This window comes from Vibrio tetraodonis (genome assembly GCF_003350295.1).
In the GTDB taxonomy this organism is placed as follows: Bacteria; Pseudomonadota; Gammaproteobacteria; order Enterobacterales; family Vibrionaceae; genus Vibrio; species Vibrio tetraodonis.
This window is the reverse complement of the sequence record NZ_QLYY01000025.1, coordinates 1-24,728: the sequence shown is the minus strand read 5'-3', so window position 1 is coordinate 24,728 and position 24,728 is coordinate 1. Positions and strand designations below refer to the sequence as shown.

Genomic DNA, 24,728 nt, shown 5'->3' with positions numbered 1-24,728 from the left:
AATACTATCAAAAGGCGACCAAAGGGTCGCCTTTTCGTTTTGAGCTGATTACAATTCAGCTAACAGATATTTGCCATATAGGGCATGCAAAGACTACACAGGCACATTTATGACAACTGATACCATAGTGGCTCAAGCCACCGCTCCTGGTCGTGGGGGCGTAGGCATTATTCGTGTATCCGGTCCTCTTGCGAGTCAAGTCGCGTTAGCAGTTACGGGTAAGCAACTACGGCCTCGATATGCTGAATACCTGCCATTTATCGACCAAGATGGTATTCAGCTTGACCAAGGTATTGCCCTATTTTTCCCGAATCCAAATTCTTTTACAGGGGAAGATGTTCTTGAACTTCAAGGACACGGTGGACCAGTCGTGATGGACATGCTCATCAAGCGTATCTTAAAAATAGAGGGGATCAGAACCGCGCGTCCTGGTGAATTTTCTGAGCGAGCGTTTCTAAATGATAAGCTGGATCTTGCTCAAGCAGAAGCGATCGCCGATTTAATTGATGCCAGTTCAGAGCAAGCAGCAAAGTCTGCGTTAAAATCTCTCCAAGGTGCTTTCTCACAGCGTATTCATGCACTAGTAGAGTCTCTAATCCATCTAAGAATATATGTCGAAGCGGCGATCGATTTTCCTGAAGAGGAAATAGACTTCCTTGCTGATGGCAAAGTATCAACTGATCTACAGGCAATCATAGACAAACTCAATTCAGTTCGAAAAGAGGCCAATCAAGGGGCCATTATGCGCGAAGGCATGAAAGTGGTTATTGCAGGTAGACCAAATGCGGGAAAATCCAGCCTTCTCAATGCGCTATCAGGTAAAGAGTCTGCGATAGTCACAGACATTGCAGGTACTACACGTGATGTTCTTCGTGAGCACATACATATAGATGGTATGCCACTGCATATTATAGACACAGCAGGGTTACGCGATGCCTCTGATGAAGTAGAAAAGATCGGTATTGAAAGAGCTTGGGAAGAGATAGAGCAAGCTGATCGCGTACTTTTCATGGTGGATGGCACAACAACCGATGCCACCGACCCCAAAGAAATATGGCCAGACTTTGTTGATCGCTTAGCGGATAATATCGGCATGACAGTGATCCGCAACAAAGCCGATCAAACCAATGAGGAAATCGGAATTTGTCATGTTAATAATCCGACCTTGATTCGCTTATCTGCTCGAACAGGACAAGGTGTTGAAGCGCTGCGTCATCATCTCAAAGAATGTATGGGCTTTGCCGGTAGTAGCGAAGGTGGTTTTATGGCTCGCCGGCGTCACTTGGAAGCACTTGAACAAGCTGCAACGCACCTTAATATTGGTCAGCAACAACTCGAAGGCTATATGGCAGGAGAGATTCTTGCAGAAGAGCTCAGAATCGCCCAGCAGCACCTTAATGAAATCACAGGCGAATTTAGCTCTGATGATCTTCTTGGACGTATTTTTTCTTCTTTTTGTATTGGGAAATAATTCATCTGTTCAGCACATAAAGAAAGCAATCTTTAGATAAAGGAAACAACATGATCCAAATCATTACAGGCAGTACTTTAGGTGGCGCAGAATATGTTGGTGATCACCTAAACGATCTATTAGTAAAACATGGTTTTGAAACCTGTATCCATAACGAGCCAGTACTCGATGAAATTCCAGCAGAGGGGACTTGGCTTATCATCACCTCCACTCATGGTGCTGGAGATTATCCGGATAATATTCAGCCATTTATTCAAGCGTTACAAGACACCCCACCAAAAATGTCTAATGTAAAATATGCCGTGATCGCGATTGGAGACTCAAGTTATGACACCTTTTGTGGTGCAGGGAAACATGCGCATACTTTACTTGAGGATATAGGAGGCACACCTATTACAGAATGCCTCACCATTGATGTTCTAAGCCATGATGTACCTGAAGATGCCGCAGAAACTTGGTTAACAAAGTACATTAATCAACTATAAAATCGGTGGGAAGTAGCAGCTCTGGCTACTTCCTACCTGAAATATTTTCGCCAAATTCTCAAAAAGTGTTGTGGATAAAATGATAATTATCCGGTGATCAACCTATAGTTATCCCAATAACAACTTAATGATCCTAATTCGCCTGTGTATAACCAGCCATTTTGATCTCAGGAAATCCTTGTTTAGATCAAAGCTAGATCACAAGATTAGATCCACCTAAGATCCATGATCTTGTTGATCAAAATTCACTTATCCACAGAAAACTGCGATCCTAATAATAGATCCAATAAAAGATCATATATAAGATCATATAAGATTAAACTTTGTCAGTGGCTTAGATTAAAAACATCAAAAGCGATTTTCTATCTCAGCGAAAGCAGGTAGAATAACGCTCCTTTTAGTTGCCTATATCTCTTTTGAATACCAGAGGTCAGTACATGTTGTACCATGAAAGTTTTGATGTCATCGTTGTTGGTGGTGGACATGCAGGAACCGAAGCGGCTCTTGCCTCTGCTCGTACAGGACAAAAAACCTTATTGTTGACTCATAACATCGATACTTTAGGTCAAATGTCCTGCAATCCTGCAATCGGCGGGATTGGTAAAGGACATTTAGTTAAAGAAGTAGATGCTATGGGCGGTCTGATGGCAAAAGCGATTGACCATGCAGGTATTCAATTTAGAACTCTCAATGCATCTAAAGGACCAGCGGTAAGGGCAACACGCGCTCAGGCCGATAGAGCTTTGTACAAAGCTTATGTTCGTGAAGCATTAGAAAATGAGCCAAATCTCACCTTATTTCAACAATCAGTCGATGATTTAATTGTTGAGCAAGATCGCGCTGTCGGGGTTGTCACCCAAATGGGGCTCAAATTTAAAGCTCAAGCGATTGTACTTACAGTTGGAACTTTTCTCGGTGGTAAGCTTCACATTGGTATGGAAAGTTCATCAGGAGGTCGTGCAGGCGATCCTCCTTCAATTGCTCTTTCAGATCGATTGCGTGAGCTCCCATTTAGAGTTGATCGACTTAAAACGGGAACCCCGCCAAGAATTGATGCCAGAAGTGTAGATTTCTCCGATCTTCAGGTTCAACATGGTGATGATCCCACTCCTATATTTTCATTCATGGGTCAAAGATCTCAGCATCCTAGGCAAATACCATGCTTCATTACTCACACTAATGATCAAACTCATGAGATCATTAGAAACAATCTCGATCGCAGTCCAATGTACTCTGGAGTTATTGAAGGAATTGGCCCGCGTTATTGCCCATCAATTGAAGATAAGGTAATGCGTTTTGCTGATAAGAATAGTCACCAGATCTTCATTGAGCCTGAGGGGCTAACAACGCATGAGCTTTATCCTAATGGTATTTCCACCAGTCTACCTTTCGATGTTCAGGTCGAAATTGTAAGATCCATGAAAGGGTTTGAAAATGCGCATATTGTTCGACCTGGTTATGCAATCGAATATGACTTTTTTGATCCTAGAGACCTGAAACAAACCTATGAAACTAAATTTATTCAGGGTTTATTTTTTGCTGGTCAAATCAATGGTACAACAGGTTATGAAGAAGCTGCGGCGCAAGGATTGGTTGCAGGGCTTAATGCCAGCCTATATAGCCAAGAAAAAGAAGGTTGGAGTCCACGAAGAGATCAAGCTTATATGGGTGTTTTGATCGATGATCTCTCTACCATGGGGACAAAGGAACCTTACCGTATGTTTACTTCTCGCGCCGAATATCGGCTGCTCCTAAGGGAAGATAATGCTGATTTACGTTTGACAGAAAAAGCGCGTGAGCTTGGTCTGGTAGATAATACTCGCTGGGCACGATTCAATCAGAAATTAGACAACATAGCGAAGGAAAGACAAAGACTTCAAGATGTGTGGATGAACCCAAAGTCTGCAGGTGTTGATGATCTCAATCTGTTGCTCAAAACACCAATGATCCGTGAGGCGAGTGGCGAAGATTTGTTACGTCGACCTGAAATGACGTATCAAAAGTTGACTCAACTTGATGCTTTTAGCCCAGCGATGGATGATACCCAGGCTGCAGAGCAAGTTGAAATACAAGTTAAGTACGAAGGCTATATCAAACGTCAACAAGATGAGATTGAGAAATCACTTCGTCATGAGAACACTTTACTACCAGCTGATCTCGATTATTCGAACATTAAGGGCTTATCCAACGAAGTGGTGGTAAAATTGAGTGATTCGAGACCAGAATCTATTGGTATTGCATCTCGTATCTCTGGAATAACACCAGCAGCAATATCAATCTTGCTTGTTCATTTAAAAAAACAAGGCATGCTGCGCAAAGGCGGTGAAGCATAATGAGCCAATTACGTCTACAGTTGGATTCTTTGATCGCCCAAACTACACTTGAAGTATCTGATAAACAACGCCAACAGCTTGTTGGTTATGTTGAAATGCTACACAAGTGGAATAAAGCGTATAATCTCACTTCCGTTCGTGAGCCAAGTGATATGCTCGTCAAACATATTTTAGATAGCATAGTGGTTGGTGAGTATTTAGAAGGCGAACGCTTTATTGATGTAGGAACAGGCCCAGGATTGCCAGGTATACCGCTGGCGATCATGCATCCAACAAAAGAGTTTTATTTACTTGATAGCTTGGGCAAGCGTATTCGTTTTATTAAACAAGTTTTACATGAGTTACAGATTGAAAATGTCACTCCAGTTCAGAGCCGAGTTGAGCAGTTCCAGCCTGACGATAAGTTTGATGGTGTGTTGAGCCGAGCATTCGCATCCATGGTTGATATGGTTGAATGGTGCCATCATCTTCCTAAACAAGGAGTTGGACGTTTCTTTGCATTAAAGGGACAACTACCACAGGATGAGATTACACAGTTACCAAGTTGGTGTTCTGTGATGGACATCAAAGCTTTGACTGTTCCTCAATTGGAAGGTGAGCGTCATCTAGTAATCTTATCCCGCAAGGAATAAAAGCGAGGTTCGTCGTGGGAAAAATCGTAGCAATTGCAAACCAGAAAGGTGGTGTTGGTAAAACAACGACCTGCATTAACTTAGCCGCGTCTATGGCGGCGACAAAGCGCAAGGTGTTGGTTATTGACCTCGATCCCCAAGGCAATGCCACTATGGCCAGTGGTGTAGATAAATACCAAGTTGATGCGACCGCTTACGAATTGTTGGTCGAAGAAATGGCCTTTGACGATGTCGTTTGTCGTAAGACATCGGGTAACTATGATCTCATTGCTGCAAATGGTGATGTGACTGCTGCAGAGATCAAATTAATGGAAGTCTTTGCTCGAGAAGTCCGTTTAAAGCACGCGCTTGCTGGCGTGCGAGATCATTATGACTTTATTTTTATTGATTGCCCCCCTTCGCTTAATCTTCTTACCGTTAATGCGATGGCTGCTGCTGATTCTGTATTGGTACCTATGCAGTGTGAGTATTTTGCTTTAGAGGGGTTGACGGCTTTGATGGATACCATCAGTAAGCTTGCCGCTGTCGTTAATGATAAACTCAAAATAGAGGGTCTTTTACGTACCATGTATGACCCTCGTAACCGTCTATCCAATGAAGTTTCGGATCAGTTGAAAAAGCATTTCGGTAATAAAGTCTATCGGACGGTTATTCCGCGTAATGTCCGTCTGGCTGAAGCGCCTAGCCATGGCAAACCAGCTATGTACTACGACAAGTATTCTGCAGGTGCTAAAGCTTATCTTGCTCTGGCCGGAGAGATGCTTCGCCGTGATGAAGTTCCTGCATAACTCAACCAAAGGAATTGTGTTTCATGTCTAAACGTGGCTTAGGTAAGGGGCTAGATGCTCTGCTTTCAACAAGTTCTCTTGCGCGTGAGAAACAGCAAAGTGCAATACACAGTCAGGAGTTGTCTTCTGAGGGAGATTTCACTGAAATTAATATTAATTATCTCAAGCCAGGTATGTACCAACCGCGCACAGATATGGAACCAGAAGCGCTTGAAGAGTTGGCGGCATCAATAGAATCTCAAGGCATAATACAGCCTATTGTTGTTCGTCAGGTCGAGAATGATAAGTATGAGATAATTGCTGGTGAAAGGCGTTGGCGCGCGGCGCGCAAAGCCGGTTTAAAAGAAGTACCTTGCGTGATCAAAAATGTTGATGATCGCGCGGCGATCGCTATGGCTTTGATCGAGAATATCCAGCGAGAAGATCTTAATGTGATCGAAGAAGCTGTGGCGTTAGATCGTCTCCAAGAAGAGTTTTCTCTGACTCATCAGCAAGTCGCTGAAGTCATCGGTAAGTCGCGAACAACAGTAACCAACTTGCTCAGACTCAACCAGTTAGAGATGGATGTTAAGTATCTCTTGTCCGAAAGGTTGCTCGAAATGGGCCATGCTCGCGCTTTACTTGCTCTTGAGGGTGAACAGCAAGTTGATGTGGCAGAGCTTGTGGCTAAAAAGCGCATGACGGTTCGTCAGACAGAGCAGCTAGTGAAAAAATGCCTTCAGCCACAATCTGAAGAGAAAAATCAGCCGCAAGACACTGAAGCACAACAAATGTCACAGAAATTAAGTCAAATGTTGGATGCTAAGGTTGCAATTGTAAAAGCCAAAAATGGAACATCCAAGGTAACTATTAGTCTAGATGAACCTCACAAATTAGAGCATCTTATTGCCAAGCTAGCAGGCTAGATGAGATAATCGCTCCCAATCAATTATGTAAAAAACGATTTTTTGTGCGAAAGTTGTCGGTTTGTAAACAAAATTGTAACTTTTTGCGGTGTTTTAATTGCATTCAATAAGACTCACCGTATAATTTTCGCCAATTTCCCAGCATGAGGTAGTAAGGCTGTGGATTTTACTCGAGGTACGAATACATGGTAGCGGCGTTAGCTAGACCAGGGCGAGAGCTTGCAAAGCGATTGTTAATGATCCAGTTAAGCGCGGTTACACTTACGGCAGTGGTAATGGCACTGGCTGTGAATGTTAAATGGGGACTTTCTGCACTGATTGGCGGCGGCATTTTTGTCGTGGCTAATGCGGTGTTTGCTTTATTTGTGTTTATGTATGGAGGAGCTCGTGCTGCAAAGCGCATAGCGAACTCTTTCTACGCAGGTGAAGCACTGAAAATCCTGATCACGGTTGCGCTTTTTTCCATTGCTTACATGTATATACAGGTGGAACTTGTTCCCCTTAAGCTAACCTATTTGCTGGCACTAGGTATTAATATCTGTGCGCCAGTGCTATTCATTAACAACAAAAAAATAGGATGAGTTATGGCTGCGCCAGGTGAAGCGCTAACTTCGTCCGGATACATTTCCCACCACCTTGCAAACCTTTCTACTTATAAGTTAGGTCTTGTAGCGGAGGAGGCAAGTTTCTGGAACGTACATATCGATAGCCTGTTTTTTTCTTGGTTTACTGGTTTAATTTTCCTTGGAATTTTTTACAAAGTAGCAAAGAGAACAACAGCGGGTGTACCAGGTAAGCTTCAGTGTGCTGTAGAAATGATCGTTGAATTTGTCGCAGAAAACGTCAAAGACACGTTCCATGGACGCAACCCACTGATCGCACCTTTAGCACTGACTATCTTTTGTTGGGTATTTTTAATGAACGTGATGGACCTAGTGCCTATCGACTTCTTACCTTACCCAGCACAACATTGGCTTGGTATTCCTTATCTTAAGGTTGTACCGTCAGCTGATGTTAATATCACCATGGCTATGGCTCTAGGCGTGTTTGCTCTGATGATTTATTACAGCATCAAAGTGAAAGGTCTAGGTGGATTCGCTAAAGAATTAGCATTGCATCCATTTAATCACCCCTTGATGATTCCGTTTAACCTGCTAATCGAAGTGGTTTCGCTACTGGCAAAACCTCTCTCACTTGGTATGCGTCTTTTCGGTAACATGTTCGCGGGTGAGGTTGTATTCATTCTTTGTGCGGCAATGCTGCCATGGTATTTACAATGGATGGGTTCACTACCGTGGGCAATCTTCCATGTATTGGTTATTACGATTCAAGCCTTCGTGTTTATGATGTTGACAATTGTTTACCTGTCAATGGCACATGAAGACAGCGATCATTAATTTTTTTAAAAGCTTTTATTTGGGCAACTAGCCAAAAAACTATAAATTGGAGATAGTAATGGAAACTTTACTGAGCTTTTCTGCAATCGCCGTAGGTCTTATCGTCGGTCTTGCTTCTCTTGGTACAGCGATTGGTTTCGCACTTCTAGGTGGCAAATTCCTTGAAGGTGCAGCGCGTCAACCAGAAATGGCTCCTATGCTACAAGTTAAGATGTTCATCATCGCAGGTCTACTTGATGCGGTTCCAATGATCGGTATCGTTATCGCACTTCTATTCACGTTCGCTAACCCGTTCGTTGGTCAGCTAGGTTAATCTCGTTTAAGGTCGACAAGCCTAGCTTGTTATTGATTAACACTAAGTCCGAATAGAAGGGGTAGCTGTTGTGAACATAAACGCAACTCTGCTGGGTCAAGCAATCTCGTTTGCACTATTTGTATGGTTCTGCATGAAGTATGTATGGCCACCATTGATGCAAGCGATCGAAGAACGTCAGAAAAAAATCGCTGACGGTCTGCAAGCAGCTGAACGTGCTGCTAAAGATCTAGACCTAGCACAAGCAAACGCTTCTGATCAGTTGAAAGAAGCGAAGCGCACAGCAACTGAGATCATCGAGCAAGCGAATAAGCGTAAAGCTCAAATTTTAGATGAAGCTCGTGAAGATGCTCAGACAGAACGTCAGAAAATTCTTTCGCAAGCAGAAGCTGAACTTGAAGCTGAACGTAACCGTGCACGCGATGAGCTGCGCAAACAAGTTGCAACTCTGGCTGTAGCTGGTGCTGAGAAAATCATTGAACGCTCTATTGATAAAGAAGCGCACAAAGATATTCTCGACAACATTACTGCAAAACTTTAAGTCTGGGGGCGCTTATGTCTGATTTGACTACTATCGCACGCCCCTATGCTAAAGCAGCATTTGACTTTGCCGTAGAAAAGAACGCATTGGACCAATGGGGTCAAATGCTATCTTTCGCTGCGGAAGTTGCTAGAAACGAGCAAATCCATGAACTCTTAACCGGGTCTATGTCAGCAGATAAGCTGGCTGAGGTATTTGTAGCTGTTTGTGGCGACCAAGTTGATGTTCATGGTCAGAACCTTTTGAAGGTGATGGCGGAGAATGGTCGTTTGGCGACCCTTCCTGATGTTTGTGAGCAGTTTTTAGCGCTTAAAAAAGAGCGTGAGAAAGAAATTGACGTTGAAGTTATTTCAGCATCAGAGCTTTCGCAGGAACAGTGCGCAAATATCAGCAGCAAACTTGAGCAGCGTTTAGAGCGCAAAGTTAAGCTGAATTGCAGTATAGATGAGGCCCTACTTGGTGGGGTGATTATTCGAGCCGGAGACTTAGTCATCGATGATTCAGCACGTGGTCGTCTGAATCGCCTAAGCGATGCATTGCAGTCTTAATGGGGATTGGAGCATGCAACTTAATTCCACGGAAATTAGCGATCTAATTAAACAACGTATCGAATCTTTCGACGTTGTTAGTGAAGCTCGCAATGAAGGTACTATCGTATCGGTAAGCGATGGTATCATCCGCATTCACGGCTTAGCTGACGTGATGCAAGGTGAAATGATTGAATTACCGGGTGGCCGTTATGCCCTTGCACTTAACCTTGAGCGTGACTCGGTTGGTGCGGTTGTAATGGGTCCTTATGCCGACTTAAAAGAAGGCATGAAAGTTACAGGTACAGGTCGTATTCTTGAAGTTCCTGTTGGTCCAGAACTTTTAGGTCGCGTAGTGAATACACTAGGTGAGCCTATTGATGGTAAAGGTCCAATTGAAGCCAAGTTATCTTCACCTGTAGAAGTGATTGCACCTGGTGTAATCGACCGTCAGTCGGTTGATCAACCAGTTCAAACTGGTTACAAATCAGTTGACTCAATGATCCCAATCGGTCGTGGTCAGCGTGAGCTTGTGATCGGTGACCGTCAGACAGGTAAAACTGCTCTAGCGATCGATGCAATCATCAACCAGAAAGATTCTGGTATTTACTCAATCTACGTAGCAATTGGTCAGAAAGCCTCGACGATTGCTAACGTTGTTCGCAAATTGGAAGAGCATGGTGCGCTAGCAAACACTATCGTGGTTGTGGCATCAGCTTCTGAATCTGCTGCGCTACAATATCTAGCGCCTTATTCAGGTTGTGCGATGGGTGAATACTTCCGCGATCGCGGTGAAGACGCATTGATTGTTTATGATGATCTATCAAAGCAAGCGGTGGCTTACCGTCAGATCTCTCTACTACTAAAACGTCCACCAGGCCGTGAAGCATTCCCAGGGGATGTATTCTACCTTCACTCTCGTCTACTAGAGCGTGCTGCTCGAGTAAATGCAGACTACGTAGAAAAATTCACTAACGGTGAAGTGAAAGGTAAAACTGGTTCATTGACCGCTCTGCCTATCATTGAAACTCAAGCCGGTGACGTTTCAGCATTCGTACCGACTAACGTAATCTCGATTACCGATGGTCAGATCTTCCTACAAACTGAGCTATTCAATGCGGGCGTACGTCCAGCGGTTGATCCAGGTATCTCAGTATCTCGTGTAGGTGGTTCTGCTCAGACGAAAATCATTAAGAAGCTATCAGGTGGTATCCGTACTGCACTGGCTCAGTACCGTGAACTTGCAGCGTTCGCTCAGTTCTCGTCTGATCTTGATGAAGCAACGAAGAAGCAGTTAGACCATGGTCAGAAAGTTACAGAGCTAATGAAGCAAAAACAATATGCTCCAATGTCTGTATTTGACCAAGCGCTGGTAATCTTCGCTGCAGAGCGCGGCTATTTAGAAGATGTTGAACTCAACAAACTGCTAGATTTCGAAGCGGCTCTACTATCGTATGCTCGCGGTCAACACGCTGAATTTGCGTCTGAGATCGACAAGACGGGTGCTTTTAACAATGATGTCGAAGCTCAGCTTAAGAAGCTAGTGGATGATTTCAAAGCAACCCAAACTTGGTAATAGGTCGGTGGCATTGATTGCCACCAACTAATGGAGAGTAACGATGGCCGGCGCAAAAGAGATACGTAATAAAATCGGTAGTGTTAAAAGCACTCAGAAAATTACGAAAGCGATGGAAATGGTAGCAGCTTCAAAAATGCGTCGTTCACAAGACGCTATGGAAGCTTCTCGTCCATACGCTGAAACAATGCGTAAAGTGATCGGTCACGTGGCGAACGCAAATCTAGAGTATCGTCATCCGTACTTAGAAGAGCGTGAAGCGAAACGAGTTGGTTACATCATCGTTTCTACAGACCGTGGCTTGTGTGGTGGTTTGAATATTAACGTGTTCAAGAAAGCAATCACAGACATGCAAGCTTGGAAAGAAAAAGGTGCTGAGGTTGAACTTGCAGTTGTCGGTTCAAAAGCAACCGCTTTTTTCAACAATAGTGGTGCTAAAGTCGCCGCGCAGGTTTCTGGTCTTGGCGATAGCCCGAGCCTAGAAGACCTAATTGGTTCTGTAAGCGTAATGCTAAAGAAATACGATGAAGGTGAACTGGACCGTCTGTATGTAGTGTTCAACAAGTTTATTAACACTATGGTTCAGCAACCAACGATCGATCAATTGCTACCTTTGCCTAAATCAGACAGCGAAGAAATGCAGCGTGATCATTCATGGGACTACATCTATGAGCCTGAGCCACAACCTCTACTGGATGCACTATTGGTGCGTTACGTAGAGTCTCAGGTCTACCAAGGTGTGGTAGAGAACCTTGCTTGTGAGCAAGCGGCTCGTATGATTGCGATGAAAGCTGCAACTGACAATGCGACCAACTTGATTGAAGATCTTGAACTTGTGTATAACAAAGCCCGTCAGGCTGCGATTACTCAAGAACTGTCTGAAATTGTTGGTGGTGCTGCTGCGGTGTAAGCATAGGTAAAACGAAATAGTTTAGAGGATTAACGATGGCTACAGGTAAGATCGTACAGATCATCGGTGCGGTAGTCGACGTAGAGTTCCCACAGAGCGAAGTACCTAGTGTATATGACGCTCTAAACGTAACGGACTCAAAAGAGCGTTTAGTTCTTGAAGTTCAGCAACAGCTAGGCGGTGGCGTAGTTCGTTGTATCGTGATGGGTAGCTCTGATGGTTTACGTCGTGGAGTAGAAGTAGTAAATACTGGTGCTCCAATTTCAGTACCAGTTGGTACTAAGACCCTAGGTCGTATCATGAACGTTCTAGGTGACGCAATTGACGAGCGTGGTGAAATCGGTGCAGAAGAGACTTACTCTATCCACCGTGAAGCACCAAGCTACGAAGAGCAATCAAATGAAACTGCTCTACTAGAGACTGGCGTTAAAGTAATCGACCTAGTTTGTCCATTCGCTAAGGGTGGTAAGATTGGTCTATTCGGTGGTGCTGGTGTTGGTAAGACCGTTAACATGATGGAACTTATCAACAACATCGCACTTCAGCATTCTGGTCTATCAGTATTTGCAGGTGTTGGTGAGCGTACTCGTGAGGGTAACGATTTCTACTTTGAGATGCAGGAAGCGGGCGTTGTAAACGTTGAGAAACCTGAAGAGTCTAAAGTAGCAATGGTTTACGGGCAGATGAACGAGCCACCGGGTAACCGTCTACGTGTTGCTTTGACTGGTCTAACAATGGCTGAGCGTTTTCGTGACGAAGGCCGTGACGTTCTACTGTTCGTTGATAACATCTATCGTTATACACTAGCAGGTACTGAGGTATCAGCCCTTCTAGGTCGTATGCCTTCAGCGGTAGGTTATCAGCCTACTCTAGCTGAAGAAATGGGTGTTCTACAGGAGCGTATCACGTCAACTAAGCAAGGTTCTATCACGTCTGTACAGGCGGTATACGTACCTGCGGATGACTTGACTGACCCGTCCCCAGCTACTACGTTCGCGCACTTGGATGCAACGGTTGTACTTAACCGTAACATCGCTGCTATGGGTCTATACCCAGCGATCGACCCACTAGATTCGACATCTCGTCAGCTTGACCCTCTCGTTGTAGGTCAAGAGCACTATGATATCGCTCGTGGTGTTCAGTCTACACTACAGCGTTATAAAGAGCTGAAAGATATCATTGCGATTCTAGGTATGGACGAGCTGTCTGAAGAAGATAAGCAAGTAGTATCTCGTGCACGTAAGATTGAGCGTTTCCTAACTCAGCCTTACCATGTAGCGGAAGTATTCACTGGTGACCCTGGCATCTACGTACCTCTTAAAGAGACTCTACGTGGCTTCAAAGGTCTACTAGCTGGTGATTACGATGACGTTCCAGAGCAAGCGTTTATGTACTGTGGTGCAATTGACGATGCTATCGAGAATGCGAAGAAGCTATAAGGCTAACTAGGAGGCGATATGGCACCAATAACCTTTCACTTAGACGTTGTCAGCGCAGAAAAGAAAATCTTTTCTGGTCGTGTTGAAACGTTCCAGGTGACCGGTAGCGAAGGTGAGCTAGGGATTTTCCATGGCCACACTCCGTTACTGACCGCTATCAAGCCTGGTATGGTGCGTATTGTGAAACAGCACGGCCACGAGGAAATTATTTATGTTTCCGGTGGTATGATAGAAGTTCAGCCAGGTACAGCGACTGTATTGGCAGACACGGCTATCCGTGGTGAAGAGCTAGACGCAGCGAAGGCAGAAGAAGCCAAACGCCGTGCTGAGGAGAGTATCCAAAATCAGCATGGTGATATGGACTTTGCTCAAGCGGCCAGTGAGCTGGCAAAAGCCATTGCTCAGCTACGTGTTATCGAGCTGACAAAGAAACGCCGTTAAAAATTTTAAGGTGTTTCAAAAATGATAAAGGCGGTCGTTTGACCGCTTTTTTTCTATTTTAAAGTAAATTTTTTCTGCAATGATTAACTAATTATCCGTTAATGTCTACAATACATCTCAGTTTTACAACACCAATTGAAGGTCTTTTGAATGAAATTTAGCGCGGTGATCCTCGCAGCGGGTAAAGGTACTCGCATGTACTCTAACAAACCCAAAGTGCTGCATACTCTAGCGGGTAAGCCTATGGTTAAGCATGTTATTGATACATGTAAAGGTATAGGAGCGCAGAATGTCCACTTAGTTTATGGTCATGGTGGCGATCAGATGCAGACAGTACTCTCGAAAGAGTCTGTCAATTGGGTGTTGCAGGCAGAGCAGCTGGGTACAGGGCATGCAGTGGACCAAGCATCGCCTCAGTTTGAAGACGATGAAAAAGTGTTAATTCTCTACGGTGATGTCCCCTTGATCTCTGAAGAGACTCTAGCAAGCTTGCTTGATGCGCAGCCAACGGGCGGAATCGCATTGCTTACTGTGGTTTTGGATAACCCTACGGGCTATGGTCGCATTGTGCGTAAAAATGGCCCAGTAGTGGCAATTGTCGAGCAAAAAGATGCGACTGAAGAGCAGAAACTTATCAAAGAGATAAACACTGGTGTGATGGTCGCTACGGGAAGAGATCTCAAACGCTGGCTATCTGGGCTAAGTAATGATAATGCTCAAGGTGAATATTATCTGACTGATGTGATTGCAGCTGCCCACAGTGAAGGGCGAGCGGTAGAGGCGGTTCACCCTGTAAGTGCTATCGAGGTTGAAGGCGTCAATGATAGAGCGCAGCTTGCTCGTCTAGAGCGTGCTTTTCAGCAGGCGCAGGCACAAAAGTTACTTGAGCAGGGCGTTATGCTGCGCGATCCTGCTCGCTTTGATCTTCGCGGGGAATTGCAATGTGGTATGGACTGCGAAATAGACACTAATGTGATTATTGAGGGCAAAGTTACTCTTGGTGACAATGTTTTCATCGGCACGGGTAGTGTACTTAAAGACTGTGAGATTGATGACAATACCCTAGTTCGCCCATACAGTGTTATCGAGGGTGCAACTGTTGGTGAAGATTGTACAGTTGGTCCATTTACACGTCTTAGACCAGGTGCTGAGATGCGCAATGACTCTCATGTTGGTAACTTTGTTGAAGTGAAAAACACCTTAGTTGGAGAGGGCTCTAAAGCCAATCATCTCACCTATCTGGGGGATGCTGAGATTGGTAAACGTACCAATATTGGTGCAGGAACGATTACCTGTAACTATGATGGAGTGAATAAATTTAAGACCATCATAGGTAATGATGTCTTCATTGGCTCAGACACTCAGCTAGTGGCACCAGTTTCGGTTGCTGATGGAGCGACACTTGGTGCGGGCACGACTCTTACCAAGGATGTCGAAGAAGGTGAGTTAGTGATCACTCGCGTCAAAGAGCGAGTGATACAGAACTGGCAGAGGCCAACGAAAAAATAACAGACTTGAGCGCCGCAATTAGCGGCGTTTTTTGTTTATTTTTCTGTAACGGCAGAGGCGTTATCCATCTCTATTCCAGTATCTTTGCTTCGGGCTGATAGCCAGTAGCCAACCCATAATCCCACCATACAGATTAGGATTGCGATTCCTGTTACTGTTTGTGCTTGGCTTGCCATTGCAGCCACTAACGCGCTAGAAAGGCTGCTGATGCAAATTTGTAAGCTATTTTGCAGGCCTGCTGCGGTCGCTGGGCTTTGTTTGGCACTTGCGAGCGCTCTATTGACCACTATGGGATATAGGGCACCGTTGGCGATAGCGATTAAGCAAAAAGGCGCTAGAATAGGCCAGATTGAAGACAGCTGCCATTGTGATGTTGCAAATATCATGACTGAGGCTAGGCTAAACAGTCCGATGAGTATTCTAAGGACGTGTTCATCACCATATTTGGCCACGCATTTTTTACCGATATATCCGCCCGCCATAAAAGCGATTGTTTGGGGAATGAAGCTTAAGCCTATATCTCTGGCATCATAGCCTAGCTGAGCCATAATTTCTGGCATGCCAGTAAGGTAGGCAAAAAAGGCGGCAGAAGCGGTCGCGAATATGGTGACATTGCCTATGTAGGTTTTCGAGGTGAGCAGAGCTTTTATATCGGCTCCAACTGTGGATTTTTTCTCTTGCTGCTCTGGGTTATCTTGCGCCATAGTGGCTGTGATTAAGACTAATCCGACTATGGTTAAGGTTATAAAAATACTCTGCCATCCCCAAAAGTCAGAGAGTAGAACGCCTAGCTGAGGCGCCAGTGCAGGTGAGAGAGCAACTAAGGGCATTATAGTGGCAAAGATTTGCTGGCTTTGGCTTGCGTGGCGTTTAATGACCATGGCTTGCCAAATCACCGCTGGAGCGCATACGCCAATCGCTTGAATAAAACGCAAAGTGAGGAGTTGCCAGACTTGATCGCTAAATGCCAAACCTAAAGATGCGAGTGTAAATAAACCTAATCCCGCAGCTAGGGTATTTCTGTGGCCAAATTTATCAGAGGCGAGCCCCCAAGATAGCTGGCCAACCGCCATTCCAACTAAAAATACCGTTAGGGACAAAGCGATTTGCTCTGGGCCTGTGGCGAAATCACTTTCCATTGCTTTGAATGCTGGCAGGTACATATCTGTCGCAATAAACCCGAGCATCGAAAGAGAAGCAAGGTAGAGAAGTTGTATCTTTGAGATGTTCATTTTATATCCATTCAAAAAAATTCATTTGAAAATATTGTCCATTTCCAACGCTAATATTGGTCTTTAGATTATATTTTTGGTAAACCTAGCTTATAAGCGTTGTTTTTTATGGTTATCAATCAAAAAATTTGAAGGGAAGTGATGAGTGCTTTTTCTCAGGTATCTTTAGAGCTAATAGAGACGGTTGCTCGGCTTGGAAGTTTTACTTCTGCTGCTGAAGTTTTACATAAAGTCCCGTCTGCAATTAGTTATAGCGTTCGTCAGGTTGAGCGAGATCTTGGTGTGGTTTTGTTTCGCCGCTTACCTAGGAAGGTGGAGCTCACCATTGCTGGAGAAGTATTTGTTGAGCAAGCAAGAGCTATGCTAAGGCAAATGGAGGAGGTGAAAGCTCAAACTAAGAGAGCCGCTCATGGCTGGCAAAAAACGCTCAAGCTAACGCTTGATAATGTGGTCAAATTGGATCGCTTAAAGCCACTGGTTGAAGATTTCTACAAAACTTTTCCGCATGCTGAACTGCAGATTAACATGGAAGTGTTTAACGGCTCTTGGGAGGCCATATCACAAGAAAGGGCGGATATTGTGATTGGTGCAACTTCAGCTATTCCTGTTGGAGGAGATTTTGAAGTAAGAGATATGGGTGTTTTGGATTGGACGTTTGTTGCAGCCCCGGAACACCCGTGCGCAAAGGCTAAGGTGCTAGCCGAAGAATTTGTCAGTCAATTTCCAGCCATTTGTTTAGATGATACCTCTACCGTCTTACCCAAACGCCACTCTGGCCATTATCCTTATCAACGTCGACTACTTTTACCCAATTGGCATACTGCAATCGAGTGTTTAAAAAATGGTGTGGGCGTGGGATATATGCCACGTCACCTGGCTATGCCATTAGTTAAAAATGGTTCTTTGAAAGAGAAGATTTTGCCTGATCAACAGCCTGTGAGTCGATGTTGCTTGGTGTGGCGTAAGGACGATAACCATAAACTAATTCAATGGATGATCGATTATCTGGGGGATAGTGAGCGCCTTCATAAAGACTGGCTGGGGGATAACTAACTGTGCACATTTAAGGCCAGCGTAGTGCCGGCCTTAATTTTATTGTGTTTAAGGACGCTCAAATACGGTCGCAATGCCTTGGCCAAGGCCAATACACATAGTGGCTAGGCCGTATTTTGCATTCTTATCTTCCATAAGATTGATGAGTGTGGTCGAAATACGAGAACCTGAGCAACCGAGTGGATGACCAAGCGCGATCGCACCACCGTTGAGGTTTACTTTTTCATCCATGACATCAATTAAGCCTAGGTCTTTTGCACATGGGAGCGATTGCGCCGCAAAGGCTTCATTTAGCTCCACAACGTCCATATCTTCTATTGATAAACCCGCACGTTTCAAAGCTTTCTGAGTTGCGGGAACAGGGCCATACCCCATAATGGATGGGTCGCATCCCGCCACTGCCATGCCCTTAATTTTGGCTCGGATCTTAAGGCCTAGTTGTGTGGCTTTCTCTTCACTCATGATCAGCATTGCCGATGCACCATCAGATAGAGCGGATGAGCTGCCAGCGGTCACTGTACCATTGGCTGGATCAAACACTGGACGAAGTTGTGAAAGACCTTCGACAGAGGTTTCTGGACGTATGACTTCATCATTCTCAAGAGTGAAAAGCGTTCCGTCAGGAGCGTGCCCTTCTGTGGGCAATATTTCGTTTTTGAAGCGCCCTTCGACAGTTGCAGCATGTGCACGTGCATGAGAACGGGCTGCAAACTCGTCTTGCTGCTCACGGCTAATATTGTGTATTTTTCCCAACATTTCAGCTGTGAGTCCCATCATGCCAGCTGCTTTTGCAACATTTTTTGACATGCCAGGATGGAAATCAACGCCGTGAGTCATAGGAACGTGTCCCATGTGCTCAACGCCACCAATCAAACAAATCTCAGCATCACCTGTCATAATGGCGCGCGTAGCATCATGCAGAGCTTGCATAGAAGATCCACATAAGCGATTAACCGTGACTGCACCAATTTCAATAGGCAGCCCAGCGAGCAGAGCTGCATTTCGAGCAACATTGAAACCTTGCTCAAGCGTCTGCTGCACACAGCCCCAGTAGATATCTTCTATGTCTTTAGGGTTAACTTGAGGGTTGCGAGCTAGAATCCCTTTCATTAGATGAGCAGAAAGGTCTTCAGCGCGGGTGTGGCGAAAAGCGCCACCTTTGGAGCGCCCCATGGGTGTACGTAGGCAATCGACTACGACAACACTTTTTGTTTGGTTATTCATACGGGTATCTCCTTAGATAGAACCTTGTTGCTGATTGCCATAAAAGGTTTCACCTTTAGCTGCCATATCTATTAGTAGCTGTGGTACTTGGTACATAGCACCTAAACCTGAGTGCTGTTTTGCCATTGCGACAAATTCCACAATGCCAACACTGTCAAGGTAACGGAATACGCCGCCACGGAATGGAGGGAAACCTAATCCGTACACTAGAGCCATATCTGCTTCTTGAGGAGAGGCGATAATATTTTCTTCTAGACATAGGACGACTTCATTGATCATTGGAATCATCATGCGTTGAATGATTTCTTGATCGTCAAAGTCTTTTTTCTCCGCGCACACATCTGAGAGAACGGGCAGAATATCCTCGCTAAAGGTTTTTTTCGGCTTGCCGCGTTTATCAACGCTATAGCTGTAGAATCCATGGCCATTTTTCTGACCATACTTGTTGGCCTCAAATAAAGCATCTATAGCGTCGCGATATGACTTGCCCATACGTTGTGGGAAGCCTTCGGCCATAACCGTTTGTGCGTGGTGAGCAGTATCAATACCTACTACATCAAGCAAATACGCAGGACCCATTGGCCAACCAAACTTACGCTCCATCACTTTGTCAATCTGGGTGAAGTCTGCTCCATCGCGCAGTAGCATGCTAAAACCACCAAAGTAAGGAAACAGCACACGGTTAACGAAGAACCCCGGACAATCATTGACTACGATTGGGGATTTGCCCATTTTAGCCGCGTAGGCCACAACGCGATTGATGGTTTCTTCTGAGGTGTGTTCACCGCGAATAATTTCAACCAATGGCATTCTATGAACAGGGTTAAAGAAATGCATGCCACAGAAATTCTCAGGGCGTTTTAGCGATTTTGCGAGATGATTAATTGGTATGGTTGACGTATTAGATGTGATGACAGTATCTGGGCTGACTTGTTGCTCCACATCACTAAGAACGCTAGCCTTGATTTTTGGATTCTCAACCACAGCTTCGACAATAACATCTGACTCGTCAATACCTGCATAGTGTAGGCTAGGCGTGATGGAAGCTAGAATACCCGCCATCTTAAATCCATCAATTCGACCACGAGAAAGTCGCTTATTGAGCAGTTTAGAGGCCTCTGTCATACCAAGCTCAAGCGATGCCTGTGCAATATCTTTCATTAAGACAGGTACACCTTTTAAAGCCGATTGGTGGGCGATGCCACCTCCCATGATCCCCGCGCCTAACACAGCAGCGCGTCTGGTCTCTTTGCTTGCTGACTTTTCTGCTTTCTTGGCAATGCCCTTAATATATTGATCATTAAGAAACAGTCCGACAAGCGATTTGGCTTCTTCTGACTTGGCAAGCTCAACGAAGTATTTTCTTTCAATATCAAGCGCATCATCTCGAGCGCTTTGTGCCGCTTGCTCAATCGCAACGACCGCTTTCATTGGAGCGGGATAGTGTGGGCCTGCTTTTTGAGCAACAAGTCCTTTAGCCATGGTAAAGCTCATCATAGACTCGAGTTTGCTAAGCGTAAGCGCTGATGTTTTTTGCTTGCGACGTTGCTGCCAGTCTACCTTCTCGTTAATTGCTTGCGATATGGTCGCTAGAGCAGATTCAAATAGAGACTCACTTTCTACAACTGCATCTATTAAACCAATTTTTAGGGCTTCATCGGCTCGACATGCTTTGCCTTGGGTGATGATTTCCATTGCGCTGTCTGCGCCGATCAGGCGAGGAAGACGAACACAGCCACCAAAACCTGGCATTATGCCGAGTTTTGTCTCTGGTAATCCTATGCTTGTCGTTTTGTCACCTATTCTAAAGTCGGTAGCAAGTACACACTCACACCCGCCACCAAGAGCGTGTCCTTTCAATACCGAAAGGGTCGGCACTGGCAAATCTTCCAGTTTGTTAAAGATACTATTTGCAAACTGAAGCCATTTATCCAGTTCGGCTTCTGGCTTGGCAAACAATCCCATAAATTCAGTAATATCGGCACCGACTATAAAGGCATCTTTGTTTGAGGTAAGTAATAGGCCTTTTAGTCCATTATGGCTATATAGTGCATCAAGGGCTTTGTCGATTGATTCGAGGGTCGCTAGGTCTAGTTTATTGACGGAGTTTGGAGAGCAAAAACTTAGCTCAGCGATGCCGTCTTGTAATTCCTTTACCTGTAGGGTTTCGGCTTGGTAAATCATTATCTATCTCCATGACATACAATCTTGAGATTGCGCGTATGTCGGTCTTAAGCCGACATTGATAAATGTCGTACATTTGTTCTGGTTAGACCAGTTTGTTAAGTTTGGACTTAGAGAAAATGAAATTCAATACATTTTTTAAACAAGTGTTTAACACTGTGCGCTGTAACTGATCTTTTTGGCGCTCTTGTTGGGTTGGCATGATAGACTCAAATGTCAGATGTTTATAGCAATAGAGCCATGAATCAAAAGCCATTTCTTATCCCTGAAGAGTTAACTCTTTATCGAGAGGAAATAAAGAAAAGTGTATTTATTACTCACTTAAATCACACGTCATCGGTTGCAGAGGCTAAGGCCTTTATCGAAGAAGTAAAAAGCCAGCATACAGCAGCTAGACATAATTGCTGGGGTTTTGTTGCGGGTCGTCCTGAAGATTCAATGAAATGGGGTTTTAGTGATGATGGAGAGCCCACTGGTACAGCAGGAAAGCCTATTCTTGCGCAGCTTTCAGGATCTGGGGTTGGTGAGATTACCGCTGTGGTGACTCGATACTCTGGAGGGGTAAAGCTTGGAACCGGAGGCTTAGTTCGAGCTTATGGTGGCGGAGTGCAGCAAGCGCTTAAGTTGCTTCAAACAATTGAGAAAAAAATAACCACAAAGCTACTACTAGAGTTAGACTATGGTTTTGTTGCTATTGTTCAAGGTTTACTCATTCAATTTGATGCGCAAGAAGTCGAGGCTGACTATAGTCAACAAGTGAAAATGGTTGTGGACATTGAAATGCGTTATGTCAGTCATTTCACCCAGAGCGTAATCAATAAGAGCGGTGCCAAAGTGATGGTGACCTCTATAAATGGTAAACAATGATAATCAGGAAGTCGGGAGCTTTGCTTCGGTAATCATCAATTCATGCAATTTCGTTCAATTATCCGAATTGTCGGGCTTTTGCTCGCTCTTTTTAGTGTGTCTATGTTGGCTCCTGCACTTGTCGCTTTGATCTATCGCGATGGTGCAGGTGTTTCCTTTGTGACAACTTTCTTTTTCCTATTTATTTGTGGGGCGATATGCTGGTGGCCAAACCGACGTCATAAACATGAACTTAAAGCGCGAGATGGCTTTCTGATAGTCGTTCTTTTTTGGACGGTCATTGGCAGCGCAGGTTCGATTCCTTTTTTACTGGCTGACAACCCCAGTGTGTCAGTGACCGATGCCTTTTTTGAATCTTTCTCCGCTTTAACGACTACTGGGGCGACCGTCATAGTGGGCCTTGATGAGCTGCCCAAAGCCATTTTGTTTTACCGTCAATTTTTACAATGGTTTGGCGGGATGGGAATCATAGTTTTAGCCGTCGCTATTCTTCCTGTACTCGGAATTGGAGGGATGCAGCTCTATCGTGCTGAAATCCCCGGGCCAGTCAAAGACAGCAAAATGACCCCACGTATTGCTGAAACGGCCAAGGCACTATGGTATATCTATTTAAGTCTGACTATTGCTTGTGCATTTGCATTTTGGTTAGCAGGGATGACACCTTTTGATGCGATTGGGCATAGTTTTTCTACCATAGCTATTGGTGGCTTCTCTACTCATGATACCAGCATGGGCTACTTTGATAGTTATGCTATTAATATGATTACCGTGGTTTTTTTGCTTATATCTGCGTGTAATTATTCTCTGCATTTTGCCGCTTTCGCCTCAGGTGGAGTACATCCGAAATATTACTGGAAGGATCCTGAATTTCGAGCGTTTATTTTTACTCAAACCTTGCTCTTTTTTGTGTGCTTTCTGGTTTTGCTTAATCACCATTCTTACAATTCTGTTTACGATGCATTTGACCAAGCGTTGTTTCAAACCGTTTCTATTTCGACTACCGCTGGTTTTACTACAACGGGCTTTGCTGATTGGCCGCTGTTTTTGCCTGTGTTGCTGCTGTTTTCTTCGTTTATCGGTGGGTGCGCTGGATCAACAGGTGGAGGAATGAAGGTGATTCGTGTGTTACTGCTGACATTGCAAGGAGCTCGCGAGTTGAAACGCCTTGTCCACCCCCGTGCGGTTTATACGATTAAGGTTGGCGGTACCGCACTCTCTCAGCGAGTTGTTGATGCAGTTTGGGGATTCTTCTCTGCGTACGCTTTAGTTTTTGTCGTGTGTATGCTTGGTTTAATTGCTACTGGCATGGATGAACTGAGTGCTTTCTCTGCCGTTGCGGCAACATTAAATAACTTGGGGCCTGGTCTGGGAGAAGTAGCGCTTCATTTTGGCGATGTGAACGAGAAAGCTAAATGGGTACTGATTGTTTCCATGCTATTTGGACGATTAGAAATTTTCACCTTATTGATTCTGCTAACCCCAACTTTTTGGCGTAGCTAAGGAGGCTGTGTGTCTAAAGCGTTATTTCTATATTCATCTCGTGAAGGACAAACAAAAAAAATCCTCTCTTATATAGAGGATAGCTTATCTAACCTCGAGATCGAAATATCCGATTTACATACTGTTGAGCAGGTTGATTTTTCAAAGTATGACAAAGTTTTGATTGGTGCTTCCATTCGCTATGGTCACCTCAATAAAAAGCTTTATCAGTTTATTGAGCATCATAAAGACCAATTAGATGCCGCTAAGGTTGGCTTTTTTTGTGTAAATTTAACGGCGAGAAAAGAAAGCCAAGGGAAGGACACTCCCGAAGGTAGTGCTTATATACAGAAGTTTTTAAGTAAGTCTCCATGGCAACCTACTTTAATAGGTGTTTTTGCTGGTGCGCTATATTATCCACGTTATAAATTTTTCGATAAAATGATGATTAAACTAATAATGAGCCTGACTGGTGGAGAGACAGATACGAGTAAAGAAGTCGAATACACCAATTGGGAAAAGGTATCTTTATTTGCCCAAAACTTTAATGAACTCTAGATAATAGAGTCAAATTTAGGCGTTTGAGTCTGTTTTTTAGCCTAAAAGTAAAAAATACCGAAAAATATCGAAAAGTACTTGTCATCGAGAATGTAATCTCTATAATGCCCCTCCGCTGACAGGGAAAGGCCTGATTAAACAAGTCAAGCTCATAAAATGCTCAGCACTCTAGGCTCTTAGAGTTAAGCATAAATGCTTAAAAATAAGTTAAAAAAGTGGTTGACACTTAACTTTAGAACGCTAAAATAGCCGACTCTTCTTTAGAGAGTAAATAAAGCTAAAGAAGAATGCTCTTTAACAAACTAAACCTATCAATCTGTGTGGGCACTCGTTGATGATAATCCAAAAAGATTTATCAATGAACTGAGTGACCAATCGGTAGTAATACCGGCACAGTCAATTCAACATTACACAGTAATGTTATCAGTATTCATTGAGCCGCATCTTAGATGCACAAAACTTTAATTGAAGAGTTTGATCATGGCTCAGATTGAACGCTGGCGGCAGGCCTAACACATGCAAGTCGAGCGGAAACGAGTTATCTGACCCTTCGGGTGACGATAATGGCGTCGAGCGGCGGACGGGTGAGTAATGCCTGGGAAATTGCCCTGATGTGGGGGATAACCATTGGAAACGATGGCTAATACCGCATAATAGCTTCGGCTCAAAGAGGGGGACCTTCGGGCCTCTCGCGTCAGGATATGCCCAGGTGGGATTAGCTAGTTGGTGAGGTAAGGGCTCACCAAGGCGACGATCCCTAGCTGGTCTGAGAGGATGATCAGCCACACTGGAACTGAGACACGGTCCAGACTCCTACGGGAGGCAGCAGTGGGGAATATTGCACAATGGGCGCAAGCCTGATGC

Annotated in this window: 23 protein-coding genes and 1 rRNA gene; 21 read left to right on the top strand and 3 right to left on the bottom strand. The window is 44.4% G+C overall.

The features are described from left to right. Positions 1–109: 109 nt before the first annotated feature. The 16 genes from mnmE (at position 110) to glmU (ending at position 15,267) form a co-directional block, all read left to right on the top strand. Positions 110–1,471, top strand: a complete 1,362-nt coding sequence (gene mnmE / locus DPF90_RS18070; RefSeq protein ID WP_114787718.1) for a tRNA uridine-5-carboxymethylaminomethyl(34) synthesis GTPase MnmE — start codon at positions 110–112, stop codon at positions 1,469–1,471. 50 nt (positions 1,472–1,521) lie between these two features. Continuing rightward, positions 1,522–1,956 (top strand): FMN-binding protein MioC, encoded by a 435-nt coding sequence (gene mioC / locus DPF90_RS18065; protein ID WP_114787717.1) that lies wholly within the window; start codon positions 1,522–1,524, stop codon positions 1,954–1,956. Positions 1,957–2,393: 437 nt separating this feature from the next. Beyond that, entirely contained in the window at positions 2,394–4,289 is a 1,896-nt protein-coding gene (gene mnmG, locus DPF90_RS18060; protein ID WP_114787716.1) for a tRNA uridine-5-carboxymethylaminomethyl(34) synthesis enzyme MnmG, read from the top strand. After that, positions 4,289–4,921 carry a 16S rRNA (guanine(527)-N(7))-methyltransferase RsmG gene (gene rsmG, locus DPF90_RS18055; protein ID WP_114787715.1) on the top strand — a complete coding sequence of 211 codons (633 nt, stop codon included), beginning with the start codon at positions 4,289–4,291 and terminating at the stop codon, positions 4,919–4,921. The genes mnmG and rsmG overlap by 1 nt, the downstream gene beginning before the upstream one ends. Before the next feature lie 14 nt (positions 4,922–4,935). After that, positions 4,936–5,709, top strand: a complete 774-nt coding sequence (locus DPF90_RS18050; protein WP_114787714.1) for a ParA family protein — start codon at positions 4,936–4,938, stop codon at positions 5,707–5,709. Between the two features lie 23 nt (positions 5,710–5,732). Next, a complete protein-coding gene (locus DPF90_RS18045; protein WP_114787713.1) occupies positions 5,733–6,614 on the top strand; it encodes a ParB/RepB/Spo0J family partition protein in 882 nt (293 codons plus the stop codon). Between the two features lie 185 nt (positions 6,615–6,799). After that, the gene (locus DPF90_RS18040) at positions 6,800–7,195 is read left to right on the top strand and encodes a F0F1 ATP synthase subunit I (protein WP_114787712.1); all 396 of its coding nucleotides are present in this window, start codon (positions 6,800–6,802) and stop codon (positions 7,193–7,195) included. Between the two features lie 3 nt (positions 7,196–7,198). After that, positions 7,199–8,011 (top strand): F0F1 ATP synthase subunit A, encoded by an 813-nt coding sequence (gene atpB / locus DPF90_RS18035; protein ID WP_114787711.1) that lies wholly within the window; start codon positions 7,199–7,201, stop codon positions 8,009–8,011. 58 nt (positions 8,012–8,069) lie between these two features. Next, positions 8,070–8,324: a F0F1 ATP synthase subunit C gene (atpE, locus tag DPF90_RS18030; RefSeq protein ID WP_006957448.1), complete on the top strand. Its 255-nt coding sequence runs from the start codon at positions 8,070–8,072 to the stop codon at positions 8,322–8,324. A gap of 70 nt (positions 8,325–8,394) precedes the next feature. Further along, complete coding sequence (atpF, locus tag DPF90_RS18025; RefSeq protein ID WP_114787710.1) at positions 8,395–8,865, top strand: F0F1 ATP synthase subunit B; 471 nt, start codon at positions 8,395–8,397, stop codon at positions 8,863–8,865. Positions 8,866–8,879: 14 nt separating this feature from the next. Continuing rightward, positions 8,880–9,413 carry a F0F1 ATP synthase subunit delta gene (gene atpH / locus DPF90_RS18020; protein WP_114787709.1) on the top strand — a complete coding sequence of 178 codons (534 nt, stop codon included), beginning with the start codon at positions 8,880–8,882 and terminating at the stop codon, positions 9,411–9,413. A 13-nt stretch (positions 9,414–9,426) separates the two neighbouring features. Beyond that, the gene (atpA, locus tag DPF90_RS18015) at positions 9,427–10,968 is read left to right on the top strand and encodes a F0F1 ATP synthase subunit alpha (RefSeq protein ID WP_114787708.1); all 1,542 of its coding nucleotides are present in this window, start codon (positions 9,427–9,429) and stop codon (positions 10,966–10,968) included. Positions 10,969–11,011: 43 nt separating this feature from the next. Continuing rightward, a complete protein-coding gene (gene atpG, locus DPF90_RS18010) occupies positions 11,012–11,878 on the top strand; it encodes a F0F1 ATP synthase subunit gamma (RefSeq protein WP_114787707.1) in 867 nt (288 codons plus the stop codon). Between the two features lie 35 nt (positions 11,879–11,913). Then, positions 11,914–13,317, top strand: coding sequence for a F0F1 ATP synthase subunit beta (gene atpD / locus DPF90_RS18005; RefSeq protein ID WP_114787706.1), 1,404 nt, complete (start codon positions 11,914–11,916; stop codon positions 13,315–13,317). Positions 13,318–13,335: 18 nt separating this feature from the next. Beyond that, positions 13,336–13,758, top strand: a complete 423-nt coding sequence (locus DPF90_RS18000; protein WP_114787705.1) for a F0F1 ATP synthase subunit epsilon — start codon at positions 13,336–13,338, stop codon at positions 13,756–13,758. 150 nt (positions 13,759–13,908) lie between these two features. Then, positions 13,909–15,267, top strand: coding sequence for a bifunctional UDP-N-acetylglucosamine diphosphorylase/glucosamine-1-phosphate N-acetyltransferase GlmU (glmU, locus tag DPF90_RS17995; RefSeq protein WP_114787704.1), 1,359 nt, complete (start codon positions 13,909–13,911; stop codon positions 15,265–15,267). Positions 15,268–15,302: 35 nt separating this feature from the next. Here glmU and punC read toward each other — a convergent pair whose 3' ends face one another. Continuing rightward, positions 15,303–16,499 (bottom strand): purine nucleoside transporter PunC, encoded by a 1,197-nt coding sequence (gene punC / locus DPF90_RS17990; protein ID WP_114787703.1) that lies wholly within the window; start codon positions 16,497–16,499, stop codon positions 15,303–15,305. Between the two features lie 141 nt (positions 16,500–16,640). Here punC and punR point away from each other — a divergent pair, with 141 nt between their 5' ends. Further along, entirely contained in the window at positions 16,641–17,552 is a 912-nt protein-coding gene (gene punR, locus DPF90_RS17985; RefSeq protein WP_114787702.1) for a DNA-binding transcriptional activator PunR, read from the top strand. Positions 17,553–17,600: 48 nt separating this feature from the next. Here the strand turns inward: punR and fadA are convergent, their stop codons facing one another. After that, positions 17,601–18,776 carry an acetyl-CoA C-acyltransferase FadA gene (fadA, locus tag DPF90_RS17980; protein WP_114787701.1) on the bottom strand — a complete coding sequence of 392 codons (1,176 nt, stop codon included), beginning with the start codon at positions 18,774–18,776 and terminating at the stop codon, positions 17,601–17,603. Between the two features lie 12 nt (positions 18,777–18,788). Continuing rightward, positions 18,789–20,960, bottom strand: a complete 2,172-nt coding sequence (fadB, locus tag DPF90_RS17975; RefSeq protein WP_114787700.1) for a fatty acid oxidation complex subunit alpha FadB — start codon at positions 20,958–20,960, stop codon at positions 18,789–18,791. 240 nt (positions 20,961–21,200) lie between these two features. Between fadB and DPF90_RS17970 the strand changes: the two genes are divergently transcribed. The 4 genes from DPF90_RS17970 to DPF90_RS17955 form a co-directional block, all read left to right on the top strand. Then, positions 21,201–21,827, top strand: a complete 627-nt coding sequence (locus DPF90_RS17970; protein WP_114787699.1) for a YigZ family protein — start codon at positions 21,201–21,203, stop codon at positions 21,825–21,827. Positions 21,828–21,869: 42 nt separating this feature from the next. Then, the gene (locus tag DPF90_RS17965; RefSeq protein WP_114787698.1) at positions 21,870–23,327 is read left to right on the top strand and encodes a TrkH family potassium uptake protein; all 1,458 of its coding nucleotides are present in this window, start codon (positions 21,870–21,872) and stop codon (positions 23,325–23,327) included. Positions 23,328–23,336: 9 nt separating this feature from the next. Beyond that, positions 23,337–23,864 (top strand): menaquinone-dependent protoporphyrinogen IX dehydrogenase, encoded by a 528-nt coding sequence (hemG, locus tag DPF90_RS17960; protein WP_114787697.1) that lies wholly within the window; start codon positions 23,337–23,339, stop codon positions 23,862–23,864. 462 nt (positions 23,865–24,326) lie between these two features. After that, positions 24,327–24,728: ribosomal RNA gene (locus DPF90_RS17955) — 16S ribosomal RNA — on the top strand; the annotation flags it as partial.

Excerpts from the sequence above, each read along its gene's own strand:
- mnmE (WP_114787718.1), top strand. The coding sequence starts at position 110 with ATGACAACTGATACCATAGTGGCTCAAGCCACCGCTCCTGGTCGTGGG.
- mioC (WP_114787717.1), top strand. The coding sequence starts at position 1,522 with ATGATCCAAATCATTACAGGCAGTACTTTAGGTGGCGCAGAATATGTT.
- mnmG (WP_114787716.1), top strand. The coding sequence starts at position 2,394 with ATGTTGTACCATGAAAGTTTTGATGTCATCGTTGTTGGTGGTGGACAT.
- rsmG (WP_114787715.1), top strand. The coding sequence starts at position 4,289 with ATGAGCCAATTACGTCTACAGTTGGATTCTTTGATCGCCCAAACTACA.
- DPF90_RS18045 (WP_114787713.1), top strand. The coding sequence starts at position 5,733 with ATGTCTAAACGTGGCTTAGGTAAGGGGCTAGATGCTCTGCTTTCAACA.
- DPF90_RS18040 (WP_114787712.1), top strand. The coding sequence starts at position 6,800 with ATGGTAGCGGCGTTAGCTAGACCAGGGCGAGAGCTTGCAAAGCGATTG.
- atpB (WP_114787711.1), top strand. The coding sequence starts at position 7,199 with ATGGCTGCGCCAGGTGAAGCGCTAACTTCGTCCGGATACATTTCCCAC.
- atpE (WP_006957448.1), top strand. The coding sequence starts at position 8,070 with ATGGAAACTTTACTGAGCTTTTCTGCAATCGCCGTAGGTCTTATCGTC.
- atpH (WP_114787709.1), top strand. The coding sequence starts at position 8,880 with ATGTCTGATTTGACTACTATCGCACGCCCCTATGCTAAAGCAGCATTT.
- atpA (WP_114787708.1), top strand. The coding sequence starts at position 9,427 with ATGCAACTTAATTCCACGGAAATTAGCGATCTAATTAAACAACGTATC.
- atpG (WP_114787707.1), top strand. The coding sequence starts at position 11,012 with ATGGCCGGCGCAAAAGAGATACGTAATAAAATCGGTAGTGTTAAAAGC.
- atpD (WP_114787706.1), top strand. The coding sequence starts at position 11,914 with ATGGCTACAGGTAAGATCGTACAGATCATCGGTGCGGTAGTCGACGTA.
- DPF90_RS18000 (WP_114787705.1), top strand. The coding sequence starts at position 13,336 with ATGGCACCAATAACCTTTCACTTAGACGTTGTCAGCGCAGAAAAGAAA.
- glmU (WP_114787704.1), top strand. The coding sequence starts at position 13,909 with ATGAAATTTAGCGCGGTGATCCTCGCAGCGGGTAAAGGTACTCGCATG.
- punC (WP_114787703.1), bottom strand. The coding sequence starts at position 16,499 with ATGAACATCTCAAAGATACAACTTCTCTACCTTGCTTCTCTTTCGATG.
- punR (WP_114787702.1), top strand. The coding sequence starts at position 16,641 with ATGAGTGCTTTTTCTCAGGTATCTTTAGAGCTAATAGAGACGGTTGCT.
- fadA (WP_114787701.1), bottom strand. The coding sequence starts at position 18,776 with ATGAATAACCAAACAAAAAGTGTTGTCGTAGTCGATTGCCTACGTACA.
- fadB (WP_114787700.1), bottom strand. The coding sequence starts at position 20,960 with ATGATTTACCAAGCCGAAACCCTACAGGTAAAGGAATTACAAGACGGC.
- DPF90_RS17970 (WP_114787699.1), top strand. The coding sequence starts at position 21,201 with ATGAATCAAAAGCCATTTCTTATCCCTGAAGAGTTAACTCTTTATCGA.
- DPF90_RS17965 (WP_114787698.1), top strand. The coding sequence starts at position 21,870 with ATGCAATTTCGTTCAATTATCCGAATTGTCGGGCTTTTGCTCGCTCTT.